Source organism: Marichromatium sp. AB32, from assembly GCF_003718675.1.
In the GTDB taxonomy this organism is placed as follows: domain Bacteria; phylum Pseudomonadota; class Gammaproteobacteria; order Chromatiales; family Chromatiaceae; genus Marichromatium; species Marichromatium gracile.
Genome location: NZ_RHFJ01000011.1, coordinates 12,359 through 36,305 on the forward strand (window position 1 = coordinate 12,359; position 23,947 = coordinate 36,305).

Here is a 23,947-nt window from a genome sequence, read left to right on the forward strand (position 1 = left end):
AGGGGCACTAATGACTGACGCTATTGGCGAATTTCTGAAACCACGCATCGTCAAGGTCGACCTGGTCGATGGCAGCCCGAACCACGCCAAGGTTTCTCTAGAGCCCCTGGAGCGTGGTTTCGGGCACACCCTGGGTAATGCGCTGCGGCGCATCCTGCTCTCCTCGATGGATGGCTATGCCGTCACCGAGGTCGAGATCCAGGGCGTCCTCCATGAGTACACCACCATGGAGGGCGTGCAGGAAGACGTCCTCGAGATCCTGCTCAACCTCAAGCAGCTTGCGATCTCGCTCGACGGCAAGGACGAGGCGACCTTCACCCTGAGCAAGTCCGGCCCCGGTCCGGTGACCGCCGCCGACATCGAGCTCGATCACTCGGCCACCATCGCCAACCCCGAGTTGGTGATCGCCAACCTCACCGAGGGTGAGCTGAGCATGACCCTGACCGTGCGTCGTGGTCGTGGCTACGAGCCGGCCACCGCGCGCGAGGGCGAAGAGGGCGAGGATCGTCCGATCGGCAAGCTGCCGCTCGACGCCTCCTACAGCCCGGTGCGTCGTGTCGCGATCGAGGTGCAGTCGGCTCGTGTCGAGCAGCGCACCGATCTCGATCGTCTGGTGATCGACCTGGAGACCAACGGCACGATCGATCCCAAGGAGTCGATCCAGCGCGCCGCGACCATCCTGCGCGACCAGCTCTCGAGCTTCGTCGTGCTCGAGGGCACGGGTGCCGCGGACAGCCAGTCCGTCGAGCAGCGCGATGAGTCGCCCTACGACCCGATCCTGCTGCGCCCGGTCGACGACCTGGAGCTGACGGTGCGTTCGGCGAACTGCCTGAAGGCCGAGAACATCTACCTGATCGGCGATCTGATCCAGCGTACCGAGGTGGAGCTGCTCAAGACCCCGAATCTCGGCAAGAAGTCGCTCACGGAGATCAAGGACGTGCTTGCAACGCGCGGCCTCTCGCTGGGGATGCGGCTCGAGAACTGGCCGCCTGAAAACATCGCCGAACTGAGCGTCCGCTGAGCGCTCTCAGGTTCTAGAACACAACACTCGATCACAAGATATTCGGGAAAAGGATCATGCGTCACCGCAAAGCCGGAAGGCATCTGAATCGCACCAGCTCGCACCGCGAGGCGATGTTTCGCAATATGGCGGCCTCGCTGTTCGAGCACGAGCTGATCAAGACGACCGTGCCCAAGGCCAAAGAGCTGCGTCGGGTCGCCGAGCCGCTGATCACCCTGGCGAAGGAAGACTCGGTGCATGCGCGCCGTCAGGCCTTTGCGCGTCTGCGCGACAAGGACGCCGTCGGCAAGCTGTTCGCCGAGCTCGGTCCGCGTTACCAGGGTCGTCCCGGCGGCTACCTGCGCATCCTCAAGTGTGGTTATCGCTCCAGCGACGCGGCCCCCATGGCCTACGTCGAGCTGGTCGACCGTCCGGTGCAGACCGAGGTCGAGGACGAGGACTGAGTTCCGACGTCTCCGGCGTTGCCGCATGAAAAAAACCGGGCATTTGCCCGGTTTTTTTTCGTCTCGAATGTGCTGCACGAGGTCCATCCTGATGGAAGTTCCGGTCATCGAACGCATCGCCCTGGTCACCGATTTCGGTGCTGGTCCCTATCTCGGGCAGATGCAGGCCGCACTCGACGCCAGCCTGCCCGATCATGCGGTGATCGACCTGGTCCACGACCTGCCACCCTTCCGTCCCGATCTCGCTGCTTATCTGCTGCCGGCGCTAGCGCGCGACATGCCCCCGCGTACCCTTTATCTCTGCGTGGTCGATCCCGGCGTCGGTGGGGCGCGTGACGGTGTCATCGCGCGCGTCGGCGAGGACTGGTTCGTTGCCCCCGATAATGGTCTGCTCGCGCCGCACCTGATGGCCGGAGCGGGGCAGTGCTGGCGAATCGGCTGGCTGCCGTCGCGGCGCAGCGCGACCTTCCATGGGCGTGACTGGTTCCTGCCGGTGGCCGCGCGACTGTGTCGGGGCGAGGACGTCGGCGCCACCCGGCTCGATCGACCCGTGGGGCATGACTGGTCGAAGACGCTCGATCGGGTCCTCTATGCCGACCACTATGGCAACCTGATGACCGGTCTGCGACCGGTCGGCTATGCGCAATCCCTGCGTGTCGGCGAGCGTCTGTTGCCCTGGGCGCGAACCTTCTGTGCGGTCGAGCCGGGTGAGGCCTTCTGGTACGAGAATGCGCTCGGGCTGGTCGAGATCGCGGTCAATCAGGGGCGCGCCGATGGTGCCCTGGGGCTGGTTCCCGGTGATCCGGTCGGGCCATTCATCATGCCGGGGTGACGGTGCGACGCGTTCCAGGTGCTAGAGTGATGGCATCCGTGCGCGGCATGCGTCGCGCCCAACTCGGTGGGAGTCAAGGCATGGCAGGCTTCGGTGATCTACTCGGTTCACTGTTACAGAACAACCTCTCCGGCAGTGGAGCGCAGCGTCTCAGCCAGGGGCTGGGGCAGCTCTCCACCACGCCCGGCGAGGGTGGCGGGGGTGGTCTGAGCGCGCTGCTCGATGGTGCGCGCGGGGTGCTCGGTCAGGCTGCCGACAACCCGCTCCAGGCCGGTGGGCTGGGGGCTGCGCTCGGCTCGGTGCTCGGTGGCGGTGGCGATGCCGTGCGTGGTGCGCTCACCGGCGGTGCCCTGGCGATGCTCGCCGGGGTGGCCTACAAGGCGCTGACCAACGCCAGCGCCGAGGGGCAGGGCGCTGCCCCGGTGCCGGTACCACCAGCGGCGCTGCCCGAGCCGGTGCGGGCTGATGCCGCGCGTGACGACAAGGCGCGGTTGCTGGTGCGGGCGATGATCAATGCCGCGAAGTCCGACGGTCAGATCGGGGTCGACGAGATGCAGCGGATCGTCGACCAGGCCGCGGCGAGCGGACTCGAGGCGCAGGTGCGTCAATGGCTCGCCGATGAACTGGTGCGCCCGCTCGACCTCGATGCCTTCGCCGCCGAGATTCCGGACCGGGAGACGGCCGCCGAGGTCTACGCCGCCTCGCTGCTGGCGATCGAGGTCGATACCCCGGAGGAGCGCGCCTATCTCGACGGCCTGGCCGCACGCACCGGTTTGACCCCCGAGGTCACCGCTCAGCTTCAGCGCGCCCTCGGGGTCGCCGGCTGAGGGCGCGCCGGGTTCGACTCAGCGCTCCTCCGTCCCGCCCTCGTCGCGGCGTTTGCGGCTCAGTGGGGCGTGACCGGCCTCGACGGCCTTGCCCGAGGGGGCGCGGCGCTTGCCGATGTTCTTGCGGTCGCGGTGACGCTGCTTGTCCTTGTCCTTGGTGGCGGCGCGTGCCGTTGTCTTCTTGGCCTTGACCCGGCTGGCCGGGGTCTTGCGCCGTTTCTTCGCCGCCGGTCCCTTGAACCGTGCCTCCAGCCCGTCGATCGCGCGCCACTCGAGCGCGAGTCCGAGGAAGCGGCTGATGCTCTCCATGCGGTTCCATTCGGTCGGGCCGACCAGGTTCACGGCGACGCCCTGCTCACCGGCACGTCCGGTGCGCCCAGTGCGATGCAGATAGTCCTCGCCGTTGCGTGGGACCTCGAGGTTGAACACCCGCTCCACCCCGGGGACGTCGATCCCGCGCGCGGCCAGATCGGTGGCCACCAGCACCCGCACCTTGCCCTGGTGGAGCAGTCCCATCACCCGGTTGCGCTCGCGCTGCTCAAGCTCGCCGTGGAGCACGGCGACGCGCTCACCCTGGGCGCCGAGCCAGCCGCCGAGCTCGGTGGCCAGGTCGCGGCTGTTGACGAACACCAGCGCCTTCTCGAAGGTCTCGTTGGCGAGTAGCCAGCGCAGCTGCTCGCGCTTGTGCGCGACCTCGTCGCTGAGCAGGCACTGGTGACGGATGTCGGGATGGGCCTCGCGGACCGCGTCGAGGGTCAATCGCAGCGGGTCGTCGAGCAGGATTGCGGTGATCCGCTCCAGTCCGCGTCGCTCCAGGGTGGCGGAGAACAGCAGCGACTGACGCTCCGGGTTGCTGTTCTGGATGATGGTCACGACGTCCTCGACGAAACCCATCTCGAGCATCCGGTCGGCCTCGTCGAGCACCAGGAACTCGAGATCGTCGAGCTCGGTGCGATTGTGCTCGAGCATCTCGCGAAACCGTCCCGGGGTCGCGATCAGGAACTCCGGGTTCCTGCGCAGGGACGCGATCTGGTGGGCGCGCGAGTCACCGCCGGTGATGACGTCGACGCCGAGGCGGGTGTGACCGCCGATGCGCATGAAGTGCTCGCGTACCTGACGCGCCAGCTCGCGGGTCGGTACCAGGATCAGCGCCCGGGTGCCGCCGTCGGCCTTGGGGGTCTCGAGCATGTGCTGCATCATCGGCAGCAGGAAGGCGGCGGTCTTGCCCGAGCCGGTGGCGGCGCACACCATCAGGTCGCGACCATCGAGGGCGGGCTCGAGCACCGCCTCCTGGACCGGGGTCGGCTGCGCATAGCCTGCCTGCTCGATGCCACGCAGCAGCGAGGGATCGAGCGGATAGTCGGAGAAATTCGTGTTCATGGGGGAAACCTGATGTTCTGACATGCCCGGGAAGGGCTGGATCTGGACGGCGGCGGTTCAGGCGCGCACGCCGGGCGTGGCGCGGTCCTGGCGTTCGAGGGAGACGAAGCGCTGATCGTCGTCGACGGTGAGACAGAAGGCGCCTCGAATCCCCGCGTTGGTGACGAAGCGACGCAGGTTCACCGCCGGCAGTGACAGGGTGCGACCGTCGTGGACCTTGACCAGTACCCGTGCCGCAGCGCCGCTGTAGTAGCGCAGATACTCGCTGGCCGGGATGTCGAGGGTGAAGTAGTAGCGTTGCATCGTTGGGTCTGGAGCGCGCCGTGGCGCGGTGATCGGCACATTGTAGCCGTACCGTCGGCTCCTGTCCGGCCGCGACCCGGTCGTGCCGGATACCGCGCTCATTGAAAAAAGAATGAGAGACGTTATCTCTATTGATATGGATGTCGGCCGCGATTCGCGGCGGCATCCCGCCCGTCGTCGATGGGGAGAGAATCGGTCGAACGTCATGGGGGCAGTCCCCGAAGGAGAGATGAGAGATGCGTGCGTTCCTGGGTGGTTCAATGGCCGCGGGTATGGTGTTGGTGTCCTTGATGGGCCTGGGGTGGACCCAGGGGATCGAGGCCGCGGTCACCGGTTTCTGACGCCGTTGCGCCCGTCGCTCGACTCGGTCAGCATGGGATGCCCCCTGTCCGATGGATGGCCGTGATGCAGGACCTCAAGCTCAACATGCGTGACATCGCCCGCTCCGGTCATGTCACCCGCTGGCACTCGGTACGCTGCGCGCGCAACCAGACGCTTGCCGAGCACCACTATCTGGTCGCGATGATCACCCGCGAGCTGCTCTCGCGGGTGATGCCCGAGGACCCCGGCCCCGAGGTGCGGCTGCAGGCCCTGGAATATGCCTTGCTCCACGATGCCCCGGAGTTGTTGATGGGCGATATGCCCTCGCCGCTGAAGCGTCGCGTGGCCGAGGTCGCCGGTCGCGCCGATCCGCTGGAACGGATCGAGCGCGAGATCGCCCCTGAGGTGATCGCGCGCAAGCAGGCGTTGCGCCACACGCCGCTGGCCTTCATCGTCAAGCTCGCCGATCTGATGGATGCCTGTCTGTTCATCCGCGAGGAGGGCATCGGTGCCCATGCCGCAGCGGTCGCCGACAAGAGCGAGACGGCGCTGCGCGACAAGCTCGCCGAGGCGCGGGCGGTCTTCCCTGCGCTCGACTGGACCCAGGCCGAGCGTCTCTATGCCGAGATGGCCGGCTGCGCCGGTACCGACAACCGTTTGCTGTTCGAGTGAGCGGCGTGCGCGTTCAGACGTGCTGACGCACCGCGCGCGGCCGGACGCTGCCGACCACCGCCTCGGCGGCGAGCCGGCCACTGCTCAGCGCCCAGTGGATCGAGGTCGGCCCCGCCATCTCTCCGCACACCCAGACTCGCTCGCCCCGTTGCGGGGCCGTTCGCAGCGACTGTACCGGTGGCTGCTGGAGCGGCAACGCTTGAGGGATGCGATGGACCGCGAGTCGCTCCCAGCCGCCGACGGCCTCTCCGAACCAGTCCGCCAGCTCCTGTCTGATCTGTGTCTCCAGGGTGTCCGGGTTATGGGTCGCACCGAGACAGTTGACCGTCACCAGGGCGCGTTCGGGCGGGGCATAGTGCTCGGAGAGGTTGCTCGGGCACAGCAGGCTGTTGACCACCCCGTGGCCGCTGCCATTGATCACCAGCGCGTTGCCCTCGAGCGGTGGCTGCGGCGCGGCGAAGTGGAAGCAGGTGGTGGCGCGCATCGGGCGCTGGGGCTCGTCGAGCAGATGCGCGGCGGCGTTGACGTCGGTGGCGATCACCACAGCGCGGGCGCGTAGTCGCTGTCCCGATTCGAGCAGTACGCGATCGCGCTCGATCCGCTCGACCCGGCTGCCGAGTCGGATGGTCCCGTTCGGCAGCCGGGTGGCGAGCTGGCGTGGGATCTGTGCCATCCCCCCCGCGGGTAGCGCGGTGTCGCCGAGCGCAAAGGCGCGAAAGACGAACTCGAAGGCCCGGCTCGAGACCGCGAGCTCCGGGTCGAAGAAGACCCCGGAGAAGAACGGCAGGAAGAAGCGCTCGCGGATCCGTGGCGAGAAGCCGAGTGCCTCGAGTCGCGCCGCAGCGCTGGTCTCGGGGCGGGCGTAGAGTGCGGCGAGATCGCCGGCGAGTGCCTGGTGACGGAGTCGCAGCAGCCGTAACTTGTCGGCGGCGGTGCCGACCGGCGAGACGAGCATCTGGGGCAGGCGCAGCGGGCGTCGCCAGATATCGCTGACGCGGTGCAGCCGACCGTCGAACCAGCTCAATGCGCCTGGGTAGAAGGGGCGCAGGTCGAGAGCCTGATAGTCGAGCATGCGCCGGGCCTCGGGGTACCAGGTCTGCAGGACCTGGAAGCCGCGGTCGAGCAGGAAGCCGTCGCGGCGCTCGGTGGCGACGCGGCCACCGACCTGGTCGCCGGCCTCGAGCACCAGGGGCTCGATCCCGGCCTTGCGAAGATGGATGGCGCAGGCGAGACCGGAGAGTCCGGCGCCGATGACGATGACGTCTGCGTCCATGGGGTGCCTCGATCTGATTGCGCCGCGACCGGAGTGCGCCGTCTCGGGCGGGGCGGCGCGGCGCGTGAATGTGGGTGACTCTGGATCTCAGGTTGTGGCGATCGTCGTCGAGTTCCAGCGTCGCGCGCGTCGGCCGCGTGGGGCTCTCGTCAGCGCTGTGTCAGGCAGGAGGGTCCGGCGCAGGCGTTGACCTCGATGGTGAGGTGGGCGATGCGGTCGAAGTCGGCGAGCAGGCGCTTGTAGTGCTCCACCGGTCGTGGCTCGTGGGTCACCAGCGAGAGGATGGCGGCATAGTGATTGGCGCCGATCCGCCAGACATGGATGTCGGCGACGCGATTGTCGGCATCGGCCTCGATCGCTGCGCGGATCGCCTCGCGGTAGGGTGCCTCGATGCTTGCGTCGATCAGGATCGGTGCGCTCTCGCGCAGCAGTCCATAGGCCCAGACGGCAATGATGATGGCGCCGACCATGCCCATCACCGGGTCGAGCCAGTGCCAGCCGAGCAGCTTGCCGGCGAGCAGCGCGGCGATCGCCAGCAGCGAGGTCATGGCATCGGCGATGACGTGTACATAGGCCGCGCGCAGGTTGTGGTCGTGGCCATGGTCGTGCTCGTGCTCATGGTCGTCGTGATCGTGATCGTGATGGTGGCCGTGGTCATGACCGTGATGATGGTGGTGGTGCGCGTCCTTGAGCAGCAGGGCGCTGGCGAGGTTGACCGCGAGCCCGAGCAGGGCGACCAGGATCGACTCGTTGAAGTGGATGGTCTGCGGGTCGATCAGTCGTTGCACCGACTCGATCAGCATCATCAGCGCCACGGTGCCGAGTGCGATGGCGCTGGCGAAGCCGCCGAGCACGTTGACCTTGCCGGTGCCGAAGCTGTGAGCGGGGTCGTGGGCGTGCCGCGCGGCATAGCGATAGGCGAGGATGGCGATGAGGAAGGCGGCGACATGGGTGCCCATGTGCCAGCCGTCGGCGAGCAGGGCCATCGAGCCATAGACGGTGCCGGCGAGGATCTCGATCACCATCACCACGGCGGTCAGCAGCAACACATAATAGGTGTTGCGCTCGCCACGGTCGTTGTGGACCGCGAAGTCGTGGTGGTGTTGCCAGCGTTCGAGGGTATGGATGTGCATCTCGGGGGCGACTCCTGCGGGTTGCCATCGTCGGGACCGGCTCGACCAGCCCCGGGTCCCGCGCCGCACCCGCCGCCCCCCGACGGCGAGGCGGTGCGGTCTTCGTCCTGGCTCAGAACTCGACGGCGAGCTTGGCCAGGATGGTGTTGCCGGACTCGCCGGTGCCGCCCTCGGCACGATCGTAGTCGGTGTCGTGCGACCATTCCAGCGACACGGCGGTGTTGTCGAACACGCCGACCGAGACGCCGACCAGCCAGCGCTCCTCGGGTAGCTCCAGCGCGACGGCCTCGGTGGTGCCCTGATAGGCCGCGGCGGCGACCACCTCCTTGCCCATCACCTCGAAGGTATAGCCGGCCTCGATGTTCCAGGCGCTGGGCTTGGCACCCTCGCCCTCGAAGCTCAGGCTGTCGACCTCGAACTCTTCGGTGGCGGCGAGGTACTCACCGATCAGGTTGAAGGGACCGAAGGTGGCCGAGGCATTGGCGGTCCACCCGCCGGTACGCTCGCTGGCATCCACCAGCCCGGCGCGATTGTCGGCAATGGTGTCCTGCAGGGTGTCGGAGTCGCCGAGGTCGCTGATGTAGCCGAGGCCGAGGCTCCAGGCGCGATCATCGAAGGCCTGGGCGAAGCCGAGGTTGGCGCCCCAGCTGCCGATCTCGTTCTCGCCATCGATCTTGCGGTCGCCGTTGAAGGCGTAGACGCTGCCGTTGAAGTCGCCGTGGACGAAGCCGACCTGGAGCGCGGTCTCGCGCGCCTCGCCGATCTCCAGGGTCAGCGGATCGGAGACCAGGTTGGTCTCGTAGGCGCCGAAGGGCACGTAGAACTGACCGGCGGTGAGAAACAGCGGGCTGTGCTCGAGGTTGGCAATGGTGATATAGGCGTTGTCGACCTCGAGATCGGTGTCATCCTCCTCGTAGAGCAGCGAGGCATTGGCCTCGACCCAGTCGTTGACCTGTGCCGAGATGCCGAGCTCGAAGGTCGCCAGCACGATGTCGCTTTCGTCGCTGCCGACATAGGGGCTGGTGTGGTTGGCCTCGACCTCGATCAGGCCGGCGATCTCGATGCGCTGGAACCAGCCGGTCCCCCAGTTCTGTTCCGTGCGTCGCTCCTCGAGTGCGGTCTCGAGTTTCTTGACCCGCTCGGGTGTACCCTCAAGGGCGGCCTGCTGCTCGGCGATCAGTTTCGCCTGGGCCTGATTCTGCTGCTCCAGGCGCGCGACCCGCTGCTCGAGCGTATCGGCATAGGCCGGGACCTGACCGGCGATCGCGAGTGCGACCGCGGCCGAGAGTGTACGAACTGACATCTTGTTATTTCCCCTGAGAAACAATCACGAACGGAAAGGCGCAAAGCAAAGCATGATCGGCGTTCGATGCGCGGAGAATGCACAAACGCAAATCGTTTTCGTTTATACATTGGCAAGATGGCGATTGTCAAAGACCCGCCCCGGTGTTGCGGGGCGGTCTCGATCGTACGGTGGGGTTGGAGCAGTCGCGGCGTGGGGGCGCCGCGACGGAGAGGGGTCAGGCCGACTCGCGGGCCAGTGCGGCATCCAGCTGGTCGATCGATGGAGCCGATTCGGTGCGCTGACGGTAGGCGACCAGATCCTCGATGGTCAGCACCGGCATCTGGTGACGCAGTGCGAAGTCGACGATCTCCGGCAGTCGTGCCATGGTGCCGTCGGGGTTGGTCAGCTCGCAGAGCACGCCGGCGGGGGTGAAGCCGGCCAGACGCATCAGGTCGACGGTGCCCTCGGTGTGACCGCGTCTCGCCAGCACGCCGCCGGGTCGGGCGCGCAGCGGGAACACATGACCGGGACGCGCGAGGTCCTCGGGGCGGGCGTTCGGGGCGATCGCGGTACGGATGGTGGTGACGCGATCGGCCGCCGACACGCCGGTGGTCACGCCCTCGCGGGCCTCGATGGTGACGGTGAAGGCGGTGCCGTTACGACTGGTGTTGTCCTCGACCATCATCGGCAGCTCGAGCTGGCGCAGCCGCGCCTCCTCGAGACAGAGACAGACGATGCCGCTGCACTCGCGGATGAGCAGCGCCATCTGTGCCGGCTCGATGGTCTCGGCCGGGAAGATGAGGTCGCCCTCGTTCTCGCGGTCTTCGTCGTCGACGAGCAGGACGCCGGAGCCTGCGCGCAGGGCGGCGATGGCGTTGGCGACACGCGTTTCGGGATCACCGAAACGGTTGAGTAGGGGAAAGGCTTGAATCTGATTCATGGCTCGCTGAAACGACGTTCGAGTGATCTGAATCAGGGCAGTGAAGGGGAGCGGGCACAGCGCGGTCGCGCCCCCGCGAGGGGACGGACCGGGTCGCGACCCTATCCTCTGTCATCCGGACTCTAACCGTCGGCCCCGGAGTCTCACCGGGTCTGCTGACCCTGCCGTGTCACGGCAGGCGCTCGCGGGCTGTCCGCTGTTGCGGAGTCACCGCCGGTCGGGAATTTCACCCTGCCCCGAGAATAGGTGCGCCTTGAGTCTGATCGAGCCGGGGCCGCATGGCGCGGGCCCCGGCGGCGACGGTACTGGCCGAGACGGCCGGAGGCGTCGCTTCCCAAGGTGCTGAGTGCGGAATCCTAGGATCCCGCGCGCGATCGTTCACTCAATGGTTGCATGGCTGGCGGCGATCGATGGCCGGAGGCCCTCGCCGCAACGCTGAACGGGGACCTTGCCCCGTCGGTCCATCGTGATAGCCGACCCTGATGGGCCGTCTGGACGATGCCTCCCTGCATCGTTGCGGTGCCGGAGCAGACCGGCACCCGGGGAACGGATGGATCCTATTCCCCTGAATACTATGGGGGCTATGCCGCGCTTTGGCAATCGGGCCGTGCGCTGCCTCAGCCCAGACTCGGTTCGGCCGCTGCCGGCGCCGTGTGCCGGGCGCGCCAGCGGGCAAACAGACTCGCCCACTTGTCGATCAGGTTCTTGAGCGCGATCAGCAGCCCCAGACCGATGAAGGCACCGGGCGGCAGGATCGCGATCAGCGCGCCCTGGAAGTCGTCGCCGAGGGTCATGGTGAGCCCGCGCGCCGCCTCGCCGAGCAACAGGTGGGCCTGGTAGAAGAGGGTGCCTTGACCGGCAAGCTCGCGCAGCGCGCCGAGCGCCATCAGCACCAGGGTGAAGCCCACCCCCATCGCCAGACCGTCGACCAGGGCGCGGTCGACGCGGTTTTTCGAGGCGAAGGCCTCGGCGCGGCCGATGATCGCGCAGTTGGTGACGATCAGCGGGATGAACAACCCGAGCACCAGATAGAGCTCGTAGAAGTGCGCCTGGATGGTCAGCTCGACGGCGGTGACGAAGGAGGCGATCACCAGCACGAACACCGGCAGTCGTACCTCGGGGCGCACCAGATTGCGGATCAGCGAGATGGTGACGTTGGAGAGCACCAGTACCGCGGTGGTCGCCAGCCCCATGCCGAGACCATTGGTCGCGCTGGTGGTGGTCGCCAGCAACGGGCAGAGCCCGAGCAGGGCGACCAACGCCTGGTTGTTGTGCCACAGGCCCTCGGTGACGAGCGGCAGATAGCCCTGGTCCTTCGCCATCAGGAGGCCTCCTGGTCGGTTGCGGTGACGGATCGGTTCGCGGTCTGGGGCTGGGAGGATGCCTCCTGATAGAGACGTGCGCCCTGCTGATCGACATAGATCAGGGTGTTCTTGACCGCCTTGACGATGGCGCGCGGGGTGATGGTGGCGCCGGTGAACTGGTCGAAGTCGCCGCCATCGCGTTTCACCCCCCAGCGCTCGATCGGCGGGTCGCCGAGCGAGGTGCCGGCAAAGCCGTAGACCCAGTCGGACTTGGCCTCCTCGATCTTGTCGCCGAGCCCGGGGGTCTCGTGGTGCGAGAGCACCCGTACACCGCCGACGGTGCCGTCGGTGAGCACCGAGACCAGCAGGCGGATGGGGCCGGCATAGCCGTCGGGGACCACCGGTTCGAGGATCACCGCGACCGGCTCGTCACCTTGGCGCACCCGGTAGACGCGGGTGGTGTCGGCGCCGAGCAGTTCGCGGGCGCTGACCTCGATGGTGTCGGTGAGCGGGTCGTTGTCGGCGCGACCGGCGGGGAGGATGGCCGCGAGCTTGCGCTCCATGGCCTGGCGCTGGTTCTCGGCAATGCGATCGTCCATGACCGCCTGGGTGATCACCACCAGGGCGACACCACTGACCGCGAAGGCGCTGAGTACGAAGGCGGCGAGCAGGATAGGTCTGATCTTCATCGGGCGCGTTCTCTACCGTGTCCGAAGACGCGTGGCTGGGTGTAGTAGTCGATGGTGGGGGCGGCGATGTTCATCAACAGCACCGCGAAGGCGACCGCATCGGGGTAGCCGCCCCAGGTGCGGATCACGAACACCGTGGCGCCGATGCAGGCGCCATAGATCAGCTGGCCGCGGCGGGTGGTGGTGGCGGTGACCGGGTCGGTGGCGATGAAGAAGGCGCCGAGGATGGCCGCGCCGCTGAACAGATGGAAGGCCGGGAAGGGGTGGGTCTGCGGATCGATCAGCCAGAACAGGGTGGCCAGCGAGAGCAACCCGGCGAGCATCGACACCGGGATGTGCCAGGTGATGGTGCGACGCCACAGCAGATAGGCACCGCCAAGCAGAAAGGCGGCGTTGACCCACTCCCAGCCACGACCGCCGAACACGCCCCAGAGCGCGCTCTGGTCACGGATCTCGGCGATGGTCAGCTGCTCGTCGAGCTGGGTGCGCATCTCGTCGAGCGGGGTCGCGGCGGTCACCGCGTCCCAGTCGACCCCGGCGGGCAGCACCTGATGGAGGATCATCGCCAGCGAGTCGCCGAACGACAGGTCGATCCCCGAGAGCAGTTCGGGGGCGAGCCAGCTGGTCATCGCCACCGGGTAGGAGACCAGCAGGAAGACATAGGCGGCCATGGCCGGGTTGAAGGGGTTGTAGCCGAGCCCGCCGTAGAGCTGCTTGACCAGCACGATGGCGAACAACATCCCCAGCAGCGTCATCCACCAGGGCAGGGTCGGCGGCACCGAGATGGCGAACAGCACCGCGGTGACCACCGCGCTGAGATCGCCCAGCGCCGGCAGCACCGGACGACTGCGCAGCAGCAGCACCAGCGCCTCGGCGATCACCGCGAAACCGACCGCGAGGGTGACGTTGACGAGCACGCCCCAGCCGAAGAACCAGGTCATCGCCACTACCCCGGGCACCAGCGCGAGCAGCACCTGGAGCATGACGCGATCGACCCGGTTGACCCGAGGGACGTGGGGGGAGGAGATCAGTGTGCTAGTCATGCGGATTCACGAAGCTCGAAAGGGGTTGCGGGATCGGTGGGGCGCCGTCGGCGGCGCTCAGGCGCCGTTGGTCGGTTCGCCGGCGCCTTGCTGCTTGGCTGCGGCGCGGGCGCGCGCCGCGGCGATCGCCGCCTGCTTGGCCTCGCTGCTGGTGCCGCTCTCGGCCTTGGCCTTGGCGGCGAGCGCCTCCTTCTTCTGGCGCATCCGCGCCTGACGTTCGCGCTCCTGGCGCTCGAGACGGGCCTGCTTGGCCTCGTGGCGCTGGCGTGCCTCCTCGGCCTTGCGCTTTTCCTGCTCGCGCGCCCACACCTCGGTCTTGGCATAGCGGTAGTACTGCACCAGCGGGATGTGGCTGGGACAGACCTGGGCGCAGCAGCCGCACTCGATGCAGTCGAACAGGTTGTAGTCCTGGGCGTGGTCGAAGTCCTTGGCGCGGGCGAACCAGTAGAGCTGCTGGGGCAGCAGGTTGGCCGGGCAGGCGTCGGCGCAGCGCCCGCAGCGGATGCAGGCCAGCGCCGGGCCGGGATCCGGGGCCTCGGCGGCGGTGAGCGCGAGCAGACAGTTGACCGGCTTGGTCACCGGAACCCCTTGCTCTCCCAGCTCGAAGCCCATCATCGGGCCGCCACAGACGAGCTTGCGCGGCTGTTCGCGATAACCGTCGCAGCAGGCGATGAGGTCGGTCGCCGGGGTGCCGATGCGCGCCTCGAGATTGCGCGGCGCGGTGATCGCGCGCCCGGTGACGGTGACCACGCGCGAGATCAGCGGGCGTCCGTCGAGCACCGCCTCGGCCACCGCGTGCGCGGTGCCGACGTTCTGGCAGACGATGCCGATCTGCGCCGGGATGCCGTGGCTCGGCACCTCCTTGCCGGTGAGGATGCGGATGAGCTGCTTCTCGCCGCCGCTCGGGTAGAGCGTGGGGATGGCCACCACCTCGGCGCTGGCACGCAGGTCGCTCTCGCCGAGGGCGAAGCGCATCGCCGCGATCGCCTCGGGCTTGTTGTCCTCGATGCCGATCAGCACCTCGGGGCCGCCGAGCAGGTGGCGCATGATGCGCACGCCCTCGAGGATGCGGCTGGCGCGCTCGCGCATCAGGCGATCATCACAGGTGATGTAGGGCTCGCACTCGGCGCCGTTGATCACCAGGGTGTCGATGCGCCGGTCCGGACCGGGGTTGAGCTTGACCCCGGTGGGGAAGGAGGCCCCGCCCATGCCCACCACCCCGGCCCAGCGGATGCGCTCGCGCACCTCGGCCGGATCGAGCTGGGCATAGTGGGTCATGGGTTCGGGCAATTCGGCCCAGGCATCCTCGCCATCGGTCTCGATCACCGCGCAGAGCGCCGAGAGTCCCGAGGGGTGCGGCACCGGTCGCTCCTCGATGGCGATCACGGTGCCCGAACTCGAGGCGTGCACCGGGGCGCTGACATAGCCATCGGCGGCGGCGATGCACTGGCCCTTGAGGACGCGATCGCCGACTGCGACGAGCACCCGCGCCGAGGCGCCGATGTGCTGCTGCAGCGGGATCACCAGCTGCTTCGGGACGGGCGCGACGGCGATCTCGCTGGCGTTCGACAACGCCTTCTCGTCGGCGATGTGGATGCCGCCGTGGAAGGTCCACAGACGACGCTCGCTGGAGGGTACGGGGTTGGCTGCCATGTCGGCTCCTCGTGGATCAGGCGGCCGCGCGCCGGGAGTCGTCCTGTTGCTGCGGATAGGGCCAGCGCCAGGAGCGGATATCGGTGGCCACCGGCACCATGCTGATGCAGTCGACCGGGCAGGGCGCGAGGCACAGCTCGCAGCCGGTGCAGGCCTCGTCGAGCACGGCATGGAGCTGCTTGGCCGCACCGACGATGGCGTCGACCGGGCAGGCCTGCAGGCACTTGGTGCAGCCGATGCAGTTCTGCGGGTCGATGTGGGCGACCGCCGGCAGCTTCTCCTCGGCGTCGAGCGCCACCGGGTCGCGACCGAGCAGATCGGCCAGCGCCTGTACGGTGGCCTCGCCGCCCGGGGTGCACTTGTTGATGTCGTCCTCGCCGCGGGCGACGGCCTCGGCATAGGGACGGCAACCGGGGTGGCCGCACTGGCCGCACTGGGTCTGCGGCAGCAGGGCGTCGATCTGATCGGCGATCGGGTCGCCCTCGATGTGGAAGCGGATCGCCGAGTAGCCGAGCAGCAGCCCGAACACGGCGGAGAGTGCGGCGAAGGCGAGGATGGCGGTCAGCATGGCTCTCGGGCGTTCAAATCAGTTCGCGACCAGGCCGGCGAAGCCCATGAAGGCGAGCGACATCAGGCCGGCGGTGACCAGGGCGATGGCGCTGCCCTGGAAGGGTTCGGGGACGTCGGCGACGGCCACCCGCTCGCGGATCGCCGCGAACAGGGTCAGCACCAGCGAGAAGCCGAGCGCGGCGCCGAAGCCGTAGAGGGTGGCCTCGACCAGGGTGTGATCGGCCTGCAGGTTGAGCAGCGCGACGCCGAGCACGGCGCAGTTGGTGGTGATCAACGGCAGGAAGATCCCGAGCACCTGATAGAGCACCGGGCTGGTCTTGTGCATCACCGTCTCGGTGAACTGCACCACCACGGCGATCACCAGGATGAAGGCGATGGTGCGCAGATACTCGATGCCGAGCGGCACCAGCAGATACTCGTTGACCAGCCAGGAGCTGATCGAGGAGAGGGTCAGCACGAAGGTGGTGGCCAGACCCATGCCGGCGGCCGTCTCGAGCTTCTTCGACACCCCCATGAAGGGGCACAGGCCAAGGAACTTGACCAGAACGAAGTTGTTGACCAGGACCGTCCCGACCAGGATGAGCGCGTATTCAGTCATGCCGTCTTCGTATCGGAATTGAGACTCGGGGTCGATGACGCGCTCGCGCGCGAGAGGCACCGACGAGGCGGGCGAAATTCTCTAAGAATACGCGCCCGCATGAACCGCGACAACCGCCGTGGCCGAGTGCACGGCCCCGGCCGGGATGCGGGGTGCTGCATCCAGTCTGAACCCCTCGGGTTCGGGCTGTCACCGCGTGGATTGTGGGGATTGGCGCGGGTGGACTCCACCGCATTCGTCAACCGGTGGCGCCCGCAGGTTCCCGATCACACCGGGGCGCGGTCCCGGCCCGCGATCACTTCACCCGCATCCCCGGCTCGGCGCCGCTGTCTGGCGAGAGGATGAAGAGGTCGCTGCCGCCGGGGCCGGCGGCGAGCACCATGCCCTCGGAGACGCCGAAGCGCATCTTGCGCGGGGCGAGGTTGGCGACCATCACCGTCAGCCGGCCCTCGAGGTCGGCCGGGTCGTAGGCGGCGCGGATGCCGGCGAAGACGTTGCGGGTCTCGCCACCGAGATCGAGGGTCAGGCGCAGCAGCTTCTTCGCGCCCTCGACCTGCTCGGCCGCGGCGATGCGGGCGATGCGCAGGTCGAGCTTGGCGAAGGTCTCGAAGTCGATGGTCTCGGCGATCGGATCGGCCTCGAGGTGCGGGTTGGCCGGCGCCGGTTGCTGTTGCGCGGTGGCCGCCAGATCCTCCTTCGATGCCTCGATCATGGCCTCGACCTGGGCCGGCTCGATGCGCTGCATCAACGGCTTGAAGCGGGCGATCTCATGGCCGAGCAGGGGGGTTGCGAGCACCGACCAGGTCAGCGGCTCGACCTGGAGGAAGGCCTCGGCGTCGGCGGCGGTGCCGGGCAGGATCGGGCGCAGATAGCCGATCAGCAGCCGGAACAGGTTGATCCCCATCGAGCAGATGCCGTGCAGCTCCTGCTCGCGCCCGTCCTGCTTGGCCACCACCCAGGGCGCCTGCTCGTCGATGTACTGGTTGGCGCGGTCGGCCAGGGCCATGATTTCGCGCACCGCGCGGGCGTATTCGCGGCCCTCGTAGGCGGCGGCGATCCGCTCGCCAGCGGCGGCGAACTCGGCAAACAGCTCGGGCGCGGCCAGGGTGTCGGCGAGCCTGCCGTCGAAGCGCTTGGTGATGAAACCGGCGCAACGGCTGGCGATGTTGACCACCTTGCCGACCAGATCGGCGTTGACCCGCGCGGTGAAGTCCTCGAGGTTGAGGTCGATGTCGTCGACCCCGGCGCCGAGCTTGGCGGCGAAGTAGTAGCGCAGATACTCGGGGTCGAGATGGTCGAGATAGGTGCGCGCCTTGATGAAGGTGCCGCGCGACTTCGACATCTTCTGTCCGTCGACGGTGAGGAAGCCGTGGGCGAACACCGCGTCGGGGGTGCGGAACCCGGCGCCGTGGAGCATCGCCGGCCAGAACAGGGCGTGGAAGTAGACGATGTCCTTGCCGATGAAGTGATAGAGCTCGGCCTCGGAGTCGCTGCCCCAGAAGCGTTCGAAGTCGAGCCCGGGCTGGCTGGCGCCGAGCCGGTCGCAGAGGTTCCGGAAGCTGGCCATGTAGCCGATCGGGGCGTCGAGCCAGACGTAGAAGAACTTGCCCGGATGATCGGGGATCTCGAAGCCGAAGTAGGGGGCGTCGCGCGAGATGTCCCAGGACTGCAGCCCGGCCTCGAACCACTCGTCGAGCTTGTTGGCCACCTGGGTCTGCAGCCCGCCGCCACGGGTCCAGCCCTTGAGCATCTCCTCGAAGTCGCCGAGCTTGAAGAAGTAGTGATCGGACTCGCGCTGCTCGGGCACCGCGCCAGAGACGGCCGAGCGCGGGTTCTTCAGCTCGTTGGGCGAGTAGCTCGCGCCGCAGGCCTCGCAGTTGTCGCCGTACTGGTCGGCGGCGCCGCACTTGGGACACTCGCCCTTGATGAAGCGATCGGGCAGGAACATCTGCTCGACCGGGTCATAGGCCTGGGTGATGGTGCGCCGCTCGATATGGCCGGCGTCGCGGTTGCGGGCGTAGATCAGCCCGGCGTAGTGCCGGTTCTCCTCGGAGTGGGTCGAGTGATAGTTGTCGAAGCCGACGCGGAAGGCGGCGAAGTCGGCCTGGTGCTCGGCGCTGATGCGCGCGATCAGCGCCTCGGGCTCGATCCCCTCCTGGCGTGCGCGCAGCATGATCGGGGTGCCGTGGGCATCATCGGCGCAGACGTACCAGCAGTTGTGCCCGCGCATCTTCTGAAAGCGCGCCCAGATGTCGGTCTGGATGTACTCCACCAGATGCCCGAGATGGATCGGGCCGTTGGCATAGGGGAGGGCGCTGGTGATCAGGATGTCGCGGGTCGTGCTCATGAATGGGCTCGGATGATTCGGGAACGGGGGGTGAATGCCCGCTATTATTCCACGACTGGCGCGATAGCGGCCATGGTGGCGTCGGCGGTCAGCTTCCAGCTTCCAGCGACCAGCGACCAGCCGCCAGCCGCCAGCCGCCAGTCACCAGTCACCAGTCACCAGTCACCAGTCACCAGCTGTCAGCCGCCGGCCGTCAGCCGCCGGCGCCAAGTTTTCCCACTGGAGGCTGAGCGCTGGGCGCTGGCAGCTCGCAATCAGCCACCAGCCGCCGCCCGCCGATGCCAAGCTTCCCCACTGGAGGCTGGAGGCTGGAGGCTGGAGGCTGGAGGCTGGAGGCTGGAGGCTGGCAGCTGATGGATCCCCTTGCCCCGCCGCGCGGCTTTGCGCTTGAATTAGCGCTTTCTGATACCAACACTGGCGTCAAGCCCGCGCGGCGTCGTCGCCGACGGATCCTCCGCGCGCCCGCCCCGCATCCTCCGGCGCGCGGACCTGTCCTCACACGGAGTACCGCATGTCCGAACCCACCAGAGAAGCCATCGAGAACGCCATCAAGTCCTACCAGGAGCCGCACCTGGGCCGAGATCTGGTGACCGCCCAAGCCGTGCGTGACATCACCATCGACGGGGGGCGGGTCGGCATCGCCATCTCGCTCGGTTTCCCCGCCGACGGGGTGCGCGCGCAGATCGCCGAGGCGGTGCGCGAGCGCGTCGCCGCGTTGCCCGGGGTCGAGCAGGCCGAGGTCGAGGTCGTCACCGAGATCAAGGCGCACGCGGTGCAGAAGTCGCTCAAGCCGATCGACAACGTCAAGAACATCATCGCCGTGGCCTCGGGCAAGGGCGGTGTCGGCAAGTCGACCACCGCGGTCAACCTGGCGCTGGCGCTCGCCGCCGAGGGCGCCAAGGTCGGGCTGCTCGATGCCGACATCTACGGTCCCTCGCAGCCGCGCATGCTCGGCATCACCGGTCAGCCCGAGTCGCGCGACGGCAACACCCTGGAGCCGATGCAGCGCTATGGTCTGCAGGCGATGTCGATCGGTTTTCTGATCGACGAGGAGACGCCGATGATCTGGCGTGGCCCGATGGTCACCCAGGCCCTCGAGCAGTTGCTCAAGGACACCAACTGGTCGGCGCTCGACTATCTGGTGATCGACCTGCCGCCGGGCACCGGCGACACCCAGCTGACCCTGGCGCAGAAGGTGCCGGTCTCGGGCGCGCTGATCGTCACCACGCCGCAGGACATCGCCCTCCTTGATGCACGCAAGGGGCTGAAGATGTTCCAGAAGGTCGAGGTGCCGGTGCTCGGTATCGTCGAGAACATGAGCATGCATATCTGCTCCAAGTGCGGTCATGAGGAGCACATCTTCGGCGAGGGCGGCGGGCAGGCGATGTCCGAGCAGTACGGCGTCGACCTGCTCGGTGCGCTGCCGCTCGACATCGCCATCCGCGAGCAGGCCGATGGCGGCAAGCCGACAGTGGTCGCTGCCCCCGAGTCGCGCTCGGCCGAGATCTATCGCGAGATCGCCCGCAAGACCGCCGCCAAGCTCTCGCTGCAGGCAAAGGACTATGCGGCCAAGTTCCCGCGCATCGTGATCGAGAACAACTGAGGCTCGAGGGTCGCCAGCGGTCAGCGACCAGCTGCCAGTCGGAACGGTTGAACCGCAAAGACACAAAGAGCGCGAAGAAGGGAAGAGCCTCCAGTGATCAGCCTCCAGCCGCCAGTGGCTGCCTGTCTTCGAGTGTTGGTCGGAAACGCACGCCAACCGGTCGCTGACAGCGAATGGAGAGTGGCGCTATCGTCGAGGCCAGTTCATCCACTGGCGGCTGGCCGCTGATGGCTGGCAGCTTGAACCCCTTTGCGTGCTTTGCGGTTCGAAGCAGCCTCCAGCGATCAGCCTCCAGCCGCCAGTGGCTGCCTGTCTTCGAGTGTTGGCCGGAAACGCACGCCAACCGGTTGCTGACAGCGAATGGAGAGTGGCGCTATCGTTGAGGCCAGTTCATCCACTGGCGGCTGGCCGCTGATGGCTGGCAGCTTGAACCCCTTTGCGTGCTTTGCGGCTTTGCGGTTCAATCTCCTGGCCGCTGGCCGCTGGCCGCTGGCCGCTGGCCGCTGGCCGCTGGCCGCTGGCCATTCGCTTGCTTTGTGTTCTTCGCGTCTTCGCGGTTCTATCCATGCTTCCTTGACGTGCGCTAACAGGTTAAAGTAACCGGTTTTTTCACGTACGAGGATGCCGCGATGGCCATCAAATCAGATCGCTGGATTCGGCGCATGGCCGTCGAGCACGGGATGATCGATCCCTTCGAGCCCGGGCAGGTGCGCGAGGGCGAGGGGGGGCGCATGATCTCCTACGGGACCTCGAGCTACGGCTATGACGTCCGTTGCGCCGACGAGTTCAAGATCTTCACCAACATCAACTCGGCGGTGGTCGATCCCAAGGCGTTCGACTCCAACAGCTTCGTCGACCTCAAGTCCGATGTCTGCATCATCCCGCCGAACTCCTTTGCGTTGGCGCGGACGGTGGAATACTTCAAGATCCCCCGCAACGTGCTCACCATCTGTCTGGGCAAGAGCACCTATGCGCGCTGTGGGATCATCGTCAACGTCACCCCGCTCGAACCCGAGTGGGAGGGCCATGTGACGCTCGAGTTCTCCAACACCACGCCGCTGCCGGCGAAGATCTATGCCAACGAGGGTGTGGCGCAGATCCTCTTCCTGGAGTCCGACGAGGTCTGCGAGACCTCCTACAGGGACCGTGGCGGCAAGTATCAGGGCCAACGCGGGGTGACCCTGCCCAAGTCCTGACCGACTGGGCGGGTGGTGTGCCCCGCAGGGAGGAACCCGCCCATGACCTTCGACCGATCGACCAAGCTGTTCGTCGTCCTCGGCGGCTTCTTCGTCTGCAATGCGCTGATCGCCGAGCTGCTCGGGGTGAAGATCTTCGCCCTGGAGCCGACCCTGGGGATCGCGCCGCTCGACTGGGAGCTGTTCGGTCAGAGCGGCTCGCTCAACTTCACCGCCGGGGTGCTGCTGTGGCCGGTGGTGTTCGTGATGACCGACATCATCAACGAGTATTTCGGCCGGCGCGGGGTGCGGCTGCTCTCCTATCTCACCGTCGGGCTGATCCTCTACACCTTCGTCTTCGCCTATCTGGCGATCCTGCTCACCCCGGCCGAGTGGTGGGTGGGCATCCAGTCCGCGCGCGGGGTGCCGGACATGCAGGCGGCCTTTGCGGTGATCTTCGGCCAGGGGATGTGGATCATCGCCGGTTCGGTGATCGCCTTCCTGATCGGTCAGCTGATCGACGTGACGATCTTTCACCGCATCCGTCGTGCCACCGGCCCGCGCTGGGTGTGGGCGCGGGCCACCGGCTCGACCCTGGTCTCGCAGCTCATCGACAGCTTCGTGGTGCTCTACATCGCCTTCGTGCTCGGGCCGCAGCGTTGGTCGCTGGAGCTGTTCCTGGCGGTGGGCACGGTCAACTATCTCTACAAGTTCGTGGTCGCGGTGGCGCTCACCCCGGTGATCTATCTGGTGCGCGCGCTGATCGAGCGCTATCTCGGCGCGGCTCGCGCCGAGACCCTGCGTGCCCGTGCCGCCGGAATCGAGAACTGATGTGCACAATGCACAGACCGGCCCCCGTGCATCGTTCGCCTCGGCTATGGTGACTGGTGAGGCCCGGTTTTCCGGGGCGGGCAGGGCGGCGCGATAGTCGTCCGGATCGAACAGGCCGAGAACGGAGGACGAGATGATCTCAGGTATCAACCAAGGGCTGCAGGGGATCCGTGTCGGCACCGAGGGGGTGCGTCAGAACGCCGCCGAGATCGCCAGCGCGCAGACCCTCAATGGTCAGGGCTCGACCCGCGAGCTGACCGAACCGCTGGTCGAGCAGACGCAGAACCTGCGTCAGGTCGAGGCCTCGAGCAAGGTGGTCGCGGCCGGTGACGAGATGATCGGCAGCCTGATCGACGTGATGGCCTGACCTCAGCCGCCGAACTGCCCCTCGGGCGTCCCACGCCCCGCCATGTCGGACGATTGTTGCCCACGTCCGTCGCAACCGCCCCCGCAGACCTCCGCATAGAACCCCAGCATCCGCTCGGCCAGCGCCGGCGCCGACCACGACTGGGCGTGTGCCTCGGCGCCGCGCGCCAGACGCGTGCGCAACCCGGTGTCGCTGAGGATCCGTGCCGCCTGATCGGCGAAGACCTGCTCGTCCTCCGGGACGATCAGCGCGCCCTTGTCGTCGGCCCCGGCGAGCACCTCCGCCGTCCCCATCACCGCGGTCGAGACCACGGGGACGCCGAGCGCCATCGCCTCGAGCAGCACCAGCCCCTGGGTCTCGGTGCGCGAGGCGAAGACGAAGGCCTCACCGGCGCGATAGCAGTCCTCGAGGCTGCCGTCGCGGTCGAGATAGCCGGTGAACAGGGTGTTCTCGGCCAGCCCCAGCTCGCGTGCCTGGGCCTCGAGTTCGGCGCGCGCCGGACCCTCGCCGACCACCACCAGCAACACCTCGGGGATGCGCGTCTTGATCCGTGCCAGCACGCGCAGCACGAAGTCGATGTTCTTCTCGAAGGCCAGACGGCTGACGTGAACCAGCACCGGACGATCGGCGGCGATGCCGTGACGTGCGCGAAAACGCGCGCCATCGCCGCGACTGAACTGGCCGAGCTCGATCCCGGTGGGGATCACCCGCGCCGGGGTGTGCACGCCATAGCGCTCGAGCACCTCGAGCATCGCCCGCGAGGGTACGGCGATGGCGTCGACGTCGTTGCACTGGGCGGCGGAGAAGCGACGCGCGGCCCAGCGCATCCATGCCGAGGGCAGCCAGGGCACGTAGTGGTGCAGATACTGCTCGAAGAAGGTGTGATAGCTCTCGATCACCGGCACGCCGAGCCGTCGCGCCAGCCCGAGCCCGAGATAGTGGGCGAGGAAGGGGGTCTGGATGTGCACCAGGTCGAACCCGGCCGCGGCCAGGTGGTCGTGATGACGCCGCAGCTTGCGTGGGCGCAGGATCCGATCCTCGGGGTCGATCGGCAGATAGCGCGAAGGGATGCGCAGGATCTCGAAGGGCTCGTCGTCGTCCCCTGGTTGTGCGTATTCGGGGGCGATCAGGGTGACCGCGTGCCCCTGATCGACGAATTCGCGCGCAAAGGTCTGGATCGAGGTCGAGACACCGGTGACGCGGGGAAAATAGACATCCGAGATCATCAAGACGCGCATGGCGATTCCGCTGGGCAGCCGACAAACCGCGCAATCATAGCCTCAGGGGATCGCCAGTCGCCAGCCGGATCGAACCGCCAGGGCATGGGCGAGCGATAT

23 protein-coding genes and 1 riboswitch are annotated in these 23,947 nt (G+C 67.4%); of the genes, 9 read left to right on the forward strand and 14 right to left on the reverse strand.

Annotated elements, in window-relative coordinates:
* Positions 1-10: 10 nt before the first annotated feature.
* The 4 genes from rpoA to EBL85_RS05505 all read left to right on the forward strand — a co-directional run bounded on the left by rpoA (position 11) and on the right by EBL85_RS05505 (position 3,123).
* Complete coding sequence (gene rpoA, locus EBL85_RS05490) at positions 11-1,021, forward strand: DNA-directed RNA polymerase subunit alpha (RefSeq protein WP_062274109.1); 1,011 nt, start codon at positions 11-13, stop codon at positions 1,019-1,021.
* Positions 1,022-1,077: 56 nt separating this feature from the next.
* Positions 1,078-1,464, forward strand: a complete 387-nt coding sequence (gene rplQ, locus EBL85_RS05495) for a 50S ribosomal protein L17 (protein ID WP_005224349.1) — start codon at positions 1,078-1,080, stop codon at positions 1,462-1,464.
* A gap of 91 nt (positions 1,465-1,555) precedes the next feature.
* Entirely contained in the window at positions 1,556-2,296 is a 741-nt protein-coding gene (locus EBL85_RS05500) for an S-adenosyl-l-methionine hydroxide adenosyltransferase family protein (protein WP_190288042.1), read from the forward strand.
* 80 nt (positions 2,297-2,376) lie between these two features.
* On the forward strand, positions 2,377-3,123 hold the full coding sequence (locus tag EBL85_RS05505) for a tellurite resistance TerB family protein (protein ID WP_123142356.1): 747 nt from the start codon (positions 2,377-2,379) through the stop codon (positions 3,121-3,123).
* 18 nt (positions 3,124-3,141) lie between these two features.
* On the opposite strand, the gene EBL85_RS05510 is transcribed toward EBL85_RS05505, so the two are convergent.
* Together EBL85_RS05510 and EBL85_RS05515 are read right to left on the reverse strand one after the other, a co-directional pair.
* Complete coding sequence (locus tag EBL85_RS05510; protein WP_123141654.1) at positions 3,142-4,503, reverse strand: DEAD/DEAH box helicase; 1,362 nt, start codon at positions 4,501-4,503, stop codon at positions 3,142-3,144.
* 57 nt (positions 4,504-4,560) lie between these two features.
* Positions 4,561-4,806 carry a DUF2835 domain-containing protein gene (locus tag EBL85_RS05515; protein ID WP_123142357.1) on the reverse strand — a complete coding sequence of 82 codons (246 nt, stop codon included), beginning with the start codon at positions 4,804-4,806 and terminating at the stop codon, positions 4,561-4,563.
* Between the two features lie 405 nt (positions 4,807-5,211).
* On the opposite strand from EBL85_RS05515, the gene EBL85_RS05520 reads away from it, so the two are divergent.
* Positions 5,212-5,799, forward strand: coding sequence for a YfbR-like 5'-deoxynucleotidase (locus tag EBL85_RS05520; protein ID WP_123141652.1), 588 nt, complete (start codon positions 5,212-5,214; stop codon positions 5,797-5,799).
* Between the two features lie 13 nt (positions 5,800-5,812).
* Here the strand turns inward: EBL85_RS05520 and EBL85_RS05525 are convergent, their stop codons facing one another.
* The 11 genes from EBL85_RS05525 to metG all read right to left on the reverse strand — a co-directional run bounded on the left by EBL85_RS05525 (position 5,813) and on the right by metG (position 18,634).
* Complete coding sequence (locus EBL85_RS05525; protein WP_123141651.1) at positions 5,813-7,072, reverse strand: NAD(P)/FAD-dependent oxidoreductase; 1,260 nt, start codon at positions 7,070-7,072, stop codon at positions 5,813-5,815.
* Between the two features lie 149 nt (positions 7,073-7,221).
* Positions 7,222-8,205 (reverse strand): CDF family Co(II)/Ni(II) efflux transporter DmeF, encoded by a 984-nt coding sequence (gene dmeF / locus EBL85_RS05530; protein WP_123141650.1) that lies wholly within the window; start codon positions 8,203-8,205, stop codon positions 7,222-7,224.
* Between the two features lie 112 nt (positions 8,206-8,317).
* Positions 8,318-9,508 carry an LbtU family siderophore porin gene (locus tag EBL85_RS05535; RefSeq protein ID WP_123141649.1) on the reverse strand — a complete coding sequence of 397 codons (1,191 nt, stop codon included), beginning with the start codon at positions 9,506-9,508 and terminating at the stop codon, positions 8,318-8,320.
* A gap of 217 nt (positions 9,509-9,725) precedes the next feature.
* A complete protein-coding gene (ribB, locus tag EBL85_RS05540) occupies positions 9,726-10,430 on the reverse strand; it encodes a 3,4-dihydroxy-2-butanone-4-phosphate synthase (RefSeq protein ID WP_123141648.1) in 705 nt (234 codons plus the stop codon).
* Between the two features lie 99 nt (positions 10,431-10,529).
* A riboswitch (FMN riboswitch) is annotated at positions 10,530-10,678 on the reverse strand.
* Between the two features lie 369 nt (positions 10,679-11,047).
* Positions 11,048-11,752, reverse strand: coding sequence for an electron transport complex subunit E (locus tag EBL85_RS05545; RefSeq protein ID WP_123141647.1), 705 nt, complete (start codon positions 11,750-11,752; stop codon positions 11,048-11,050).
* Complete coding sequence (gene rsxG, locus EBL85_RS05550; RefSeq protein WP_123141646.1) at positions 11,752-12,423, reverse strand: electron transport complex subunit RsxG; 672 nt, start codon at positions 12,421-12,423, stop codon at positions 11,752-11,754. The genes EBL85_RS05545 and rsxG overlap by 1 nt, the downstream gene beginning before the upstream one ends.
* Positions 12,420-13,466 (reverse strand): electron transport complex subunit RsxD, encoded by a 1,047-nt coding sequence (rsxD, locus tag EBL85_RS05555; protein ID WP_123142358.1) that lies wholly within the window; start codon positions 13,464-13,466, stop codon positions 12,420-12,422. The genes rsxG and rsxD overlap by 4 nt, the downstream gene beginning before the upstream one ends.
* 57 nt (positions 13,467-13,523) lie before the next feature.
* Positions 13,524-15,119, reverse strand: a complete 1,596-nt coding sequence (gene rsxC / locus EBL85_RS05560) for an electron transport complex subunit RsxC (protein WP_123142359.1) — start codon at positions 15,117-15,119, stop codon at positions 13,524-13,526.
* 16 nt (positions 15,120-15,135) lie between these two features.
* Positions 15,136-15,687 carry an electron transport complex subunit RsxB gene (gene rsxB, locus EBL85_RS05565; protein WP_005224363.1) on the reverse strand — a complete coding sequence of 184 codons (552 nt, stop codon included), beginning with the start codon at positions 15,685-15,687 and terminating at the stop codon, positions 15,136-15,138.
* 18 nt (positions 15,688-15,705) lie between these two features.
* A complete protein-coding gene (gene rsxA, locus EBL85_RS05570; protein WP_062274135.1) occupies positions 15,706-16,287 on the reverse strand; it encodes an electron transport complex subunit RsxA in 582 nt (193 codons plus the stop codon).
* Positions 16,288-16,582: 295 nt separating this feature from the next.
* Positions 16,583-18,634: a methionine--tRNA ligase gene (gene metG / locus EBL85_RS05575; protein ID WP_123141643.1), complete on the reverse strand. Its 2,052-nt coding sequence runs from the start codon at positions 18,632-18,634 to the stop codon at positions 16,583-16,585.
* Between the two features lie 511 nt (positions 18,635-19,145).
* Here metG and apbC point away from each other — a divergent pair.
* From apbC to EBL85_RS05600, 4 genes are all read left to right on the forward strand, one after another.
* A complete protein-coding gene (gene apbC / locus EBL85_RS05580) occupies positions 19,146-20,237 on the forward strand; it encodes an iron-sulfur cluster carrier protein ApbC (protein ID WP_123142360.1) in 1,092 nt (363 codons plus the stop codon).
* Between the two features lie 629 nt (positions 20,238-20,866).
* A complete protein-coding gene (gene dcd, locus EBL85_RS05590) occupies positions 20,867-21,433 on the forward strand; it encodes a dCTP deaminase (RefSeq protein ID WP_062274142.1) in 567 nt (188 codons plus the stop codon).
* Between the two features lie 42 nt (positions 21,434-21,475).
* A complete protein-coding gene (locus EBL85_RS05595; RefSeq protein WP_123139898.1) occupies positions 21,476-22,243 on the forward strand; it encodes a queuosine precursor transporter in 768 nt (255 codons plus the stop codon).
* 133 nt (positions 22,244-22,376) lie between these two features.
* Complete coding sequence (locus tag EBL85_RS05600; protein ID WP_062274146.1) at positions 22,377-22,610, forward strand: hypothetical protein; 234 nt, start codon at positions 22,377-22,379, stop codon at positions 22,608-22,610.
* Between the two features lie 2 nt (positions 22,611-22,612).
* Here the strand turns inward: EBL85_RS05600 and EBL85_RS05605 are convergent, their stop codons facing one another.
* The gene (locus tag EBL85_RS05605; RefSeq protein WP_123142362.1) at positions 22,613-23,848 is read right to left on the reverse strand and encodes a glycosyltransferase; all 1,236 of its coding nucleotides are present in this window, start codon (positions 23,846-23,848) and stop codon (positions 22,613-22,615) included.
* Between the last annotated feature and the right edge of the window lie 99 nt (positions 23,849-23,947).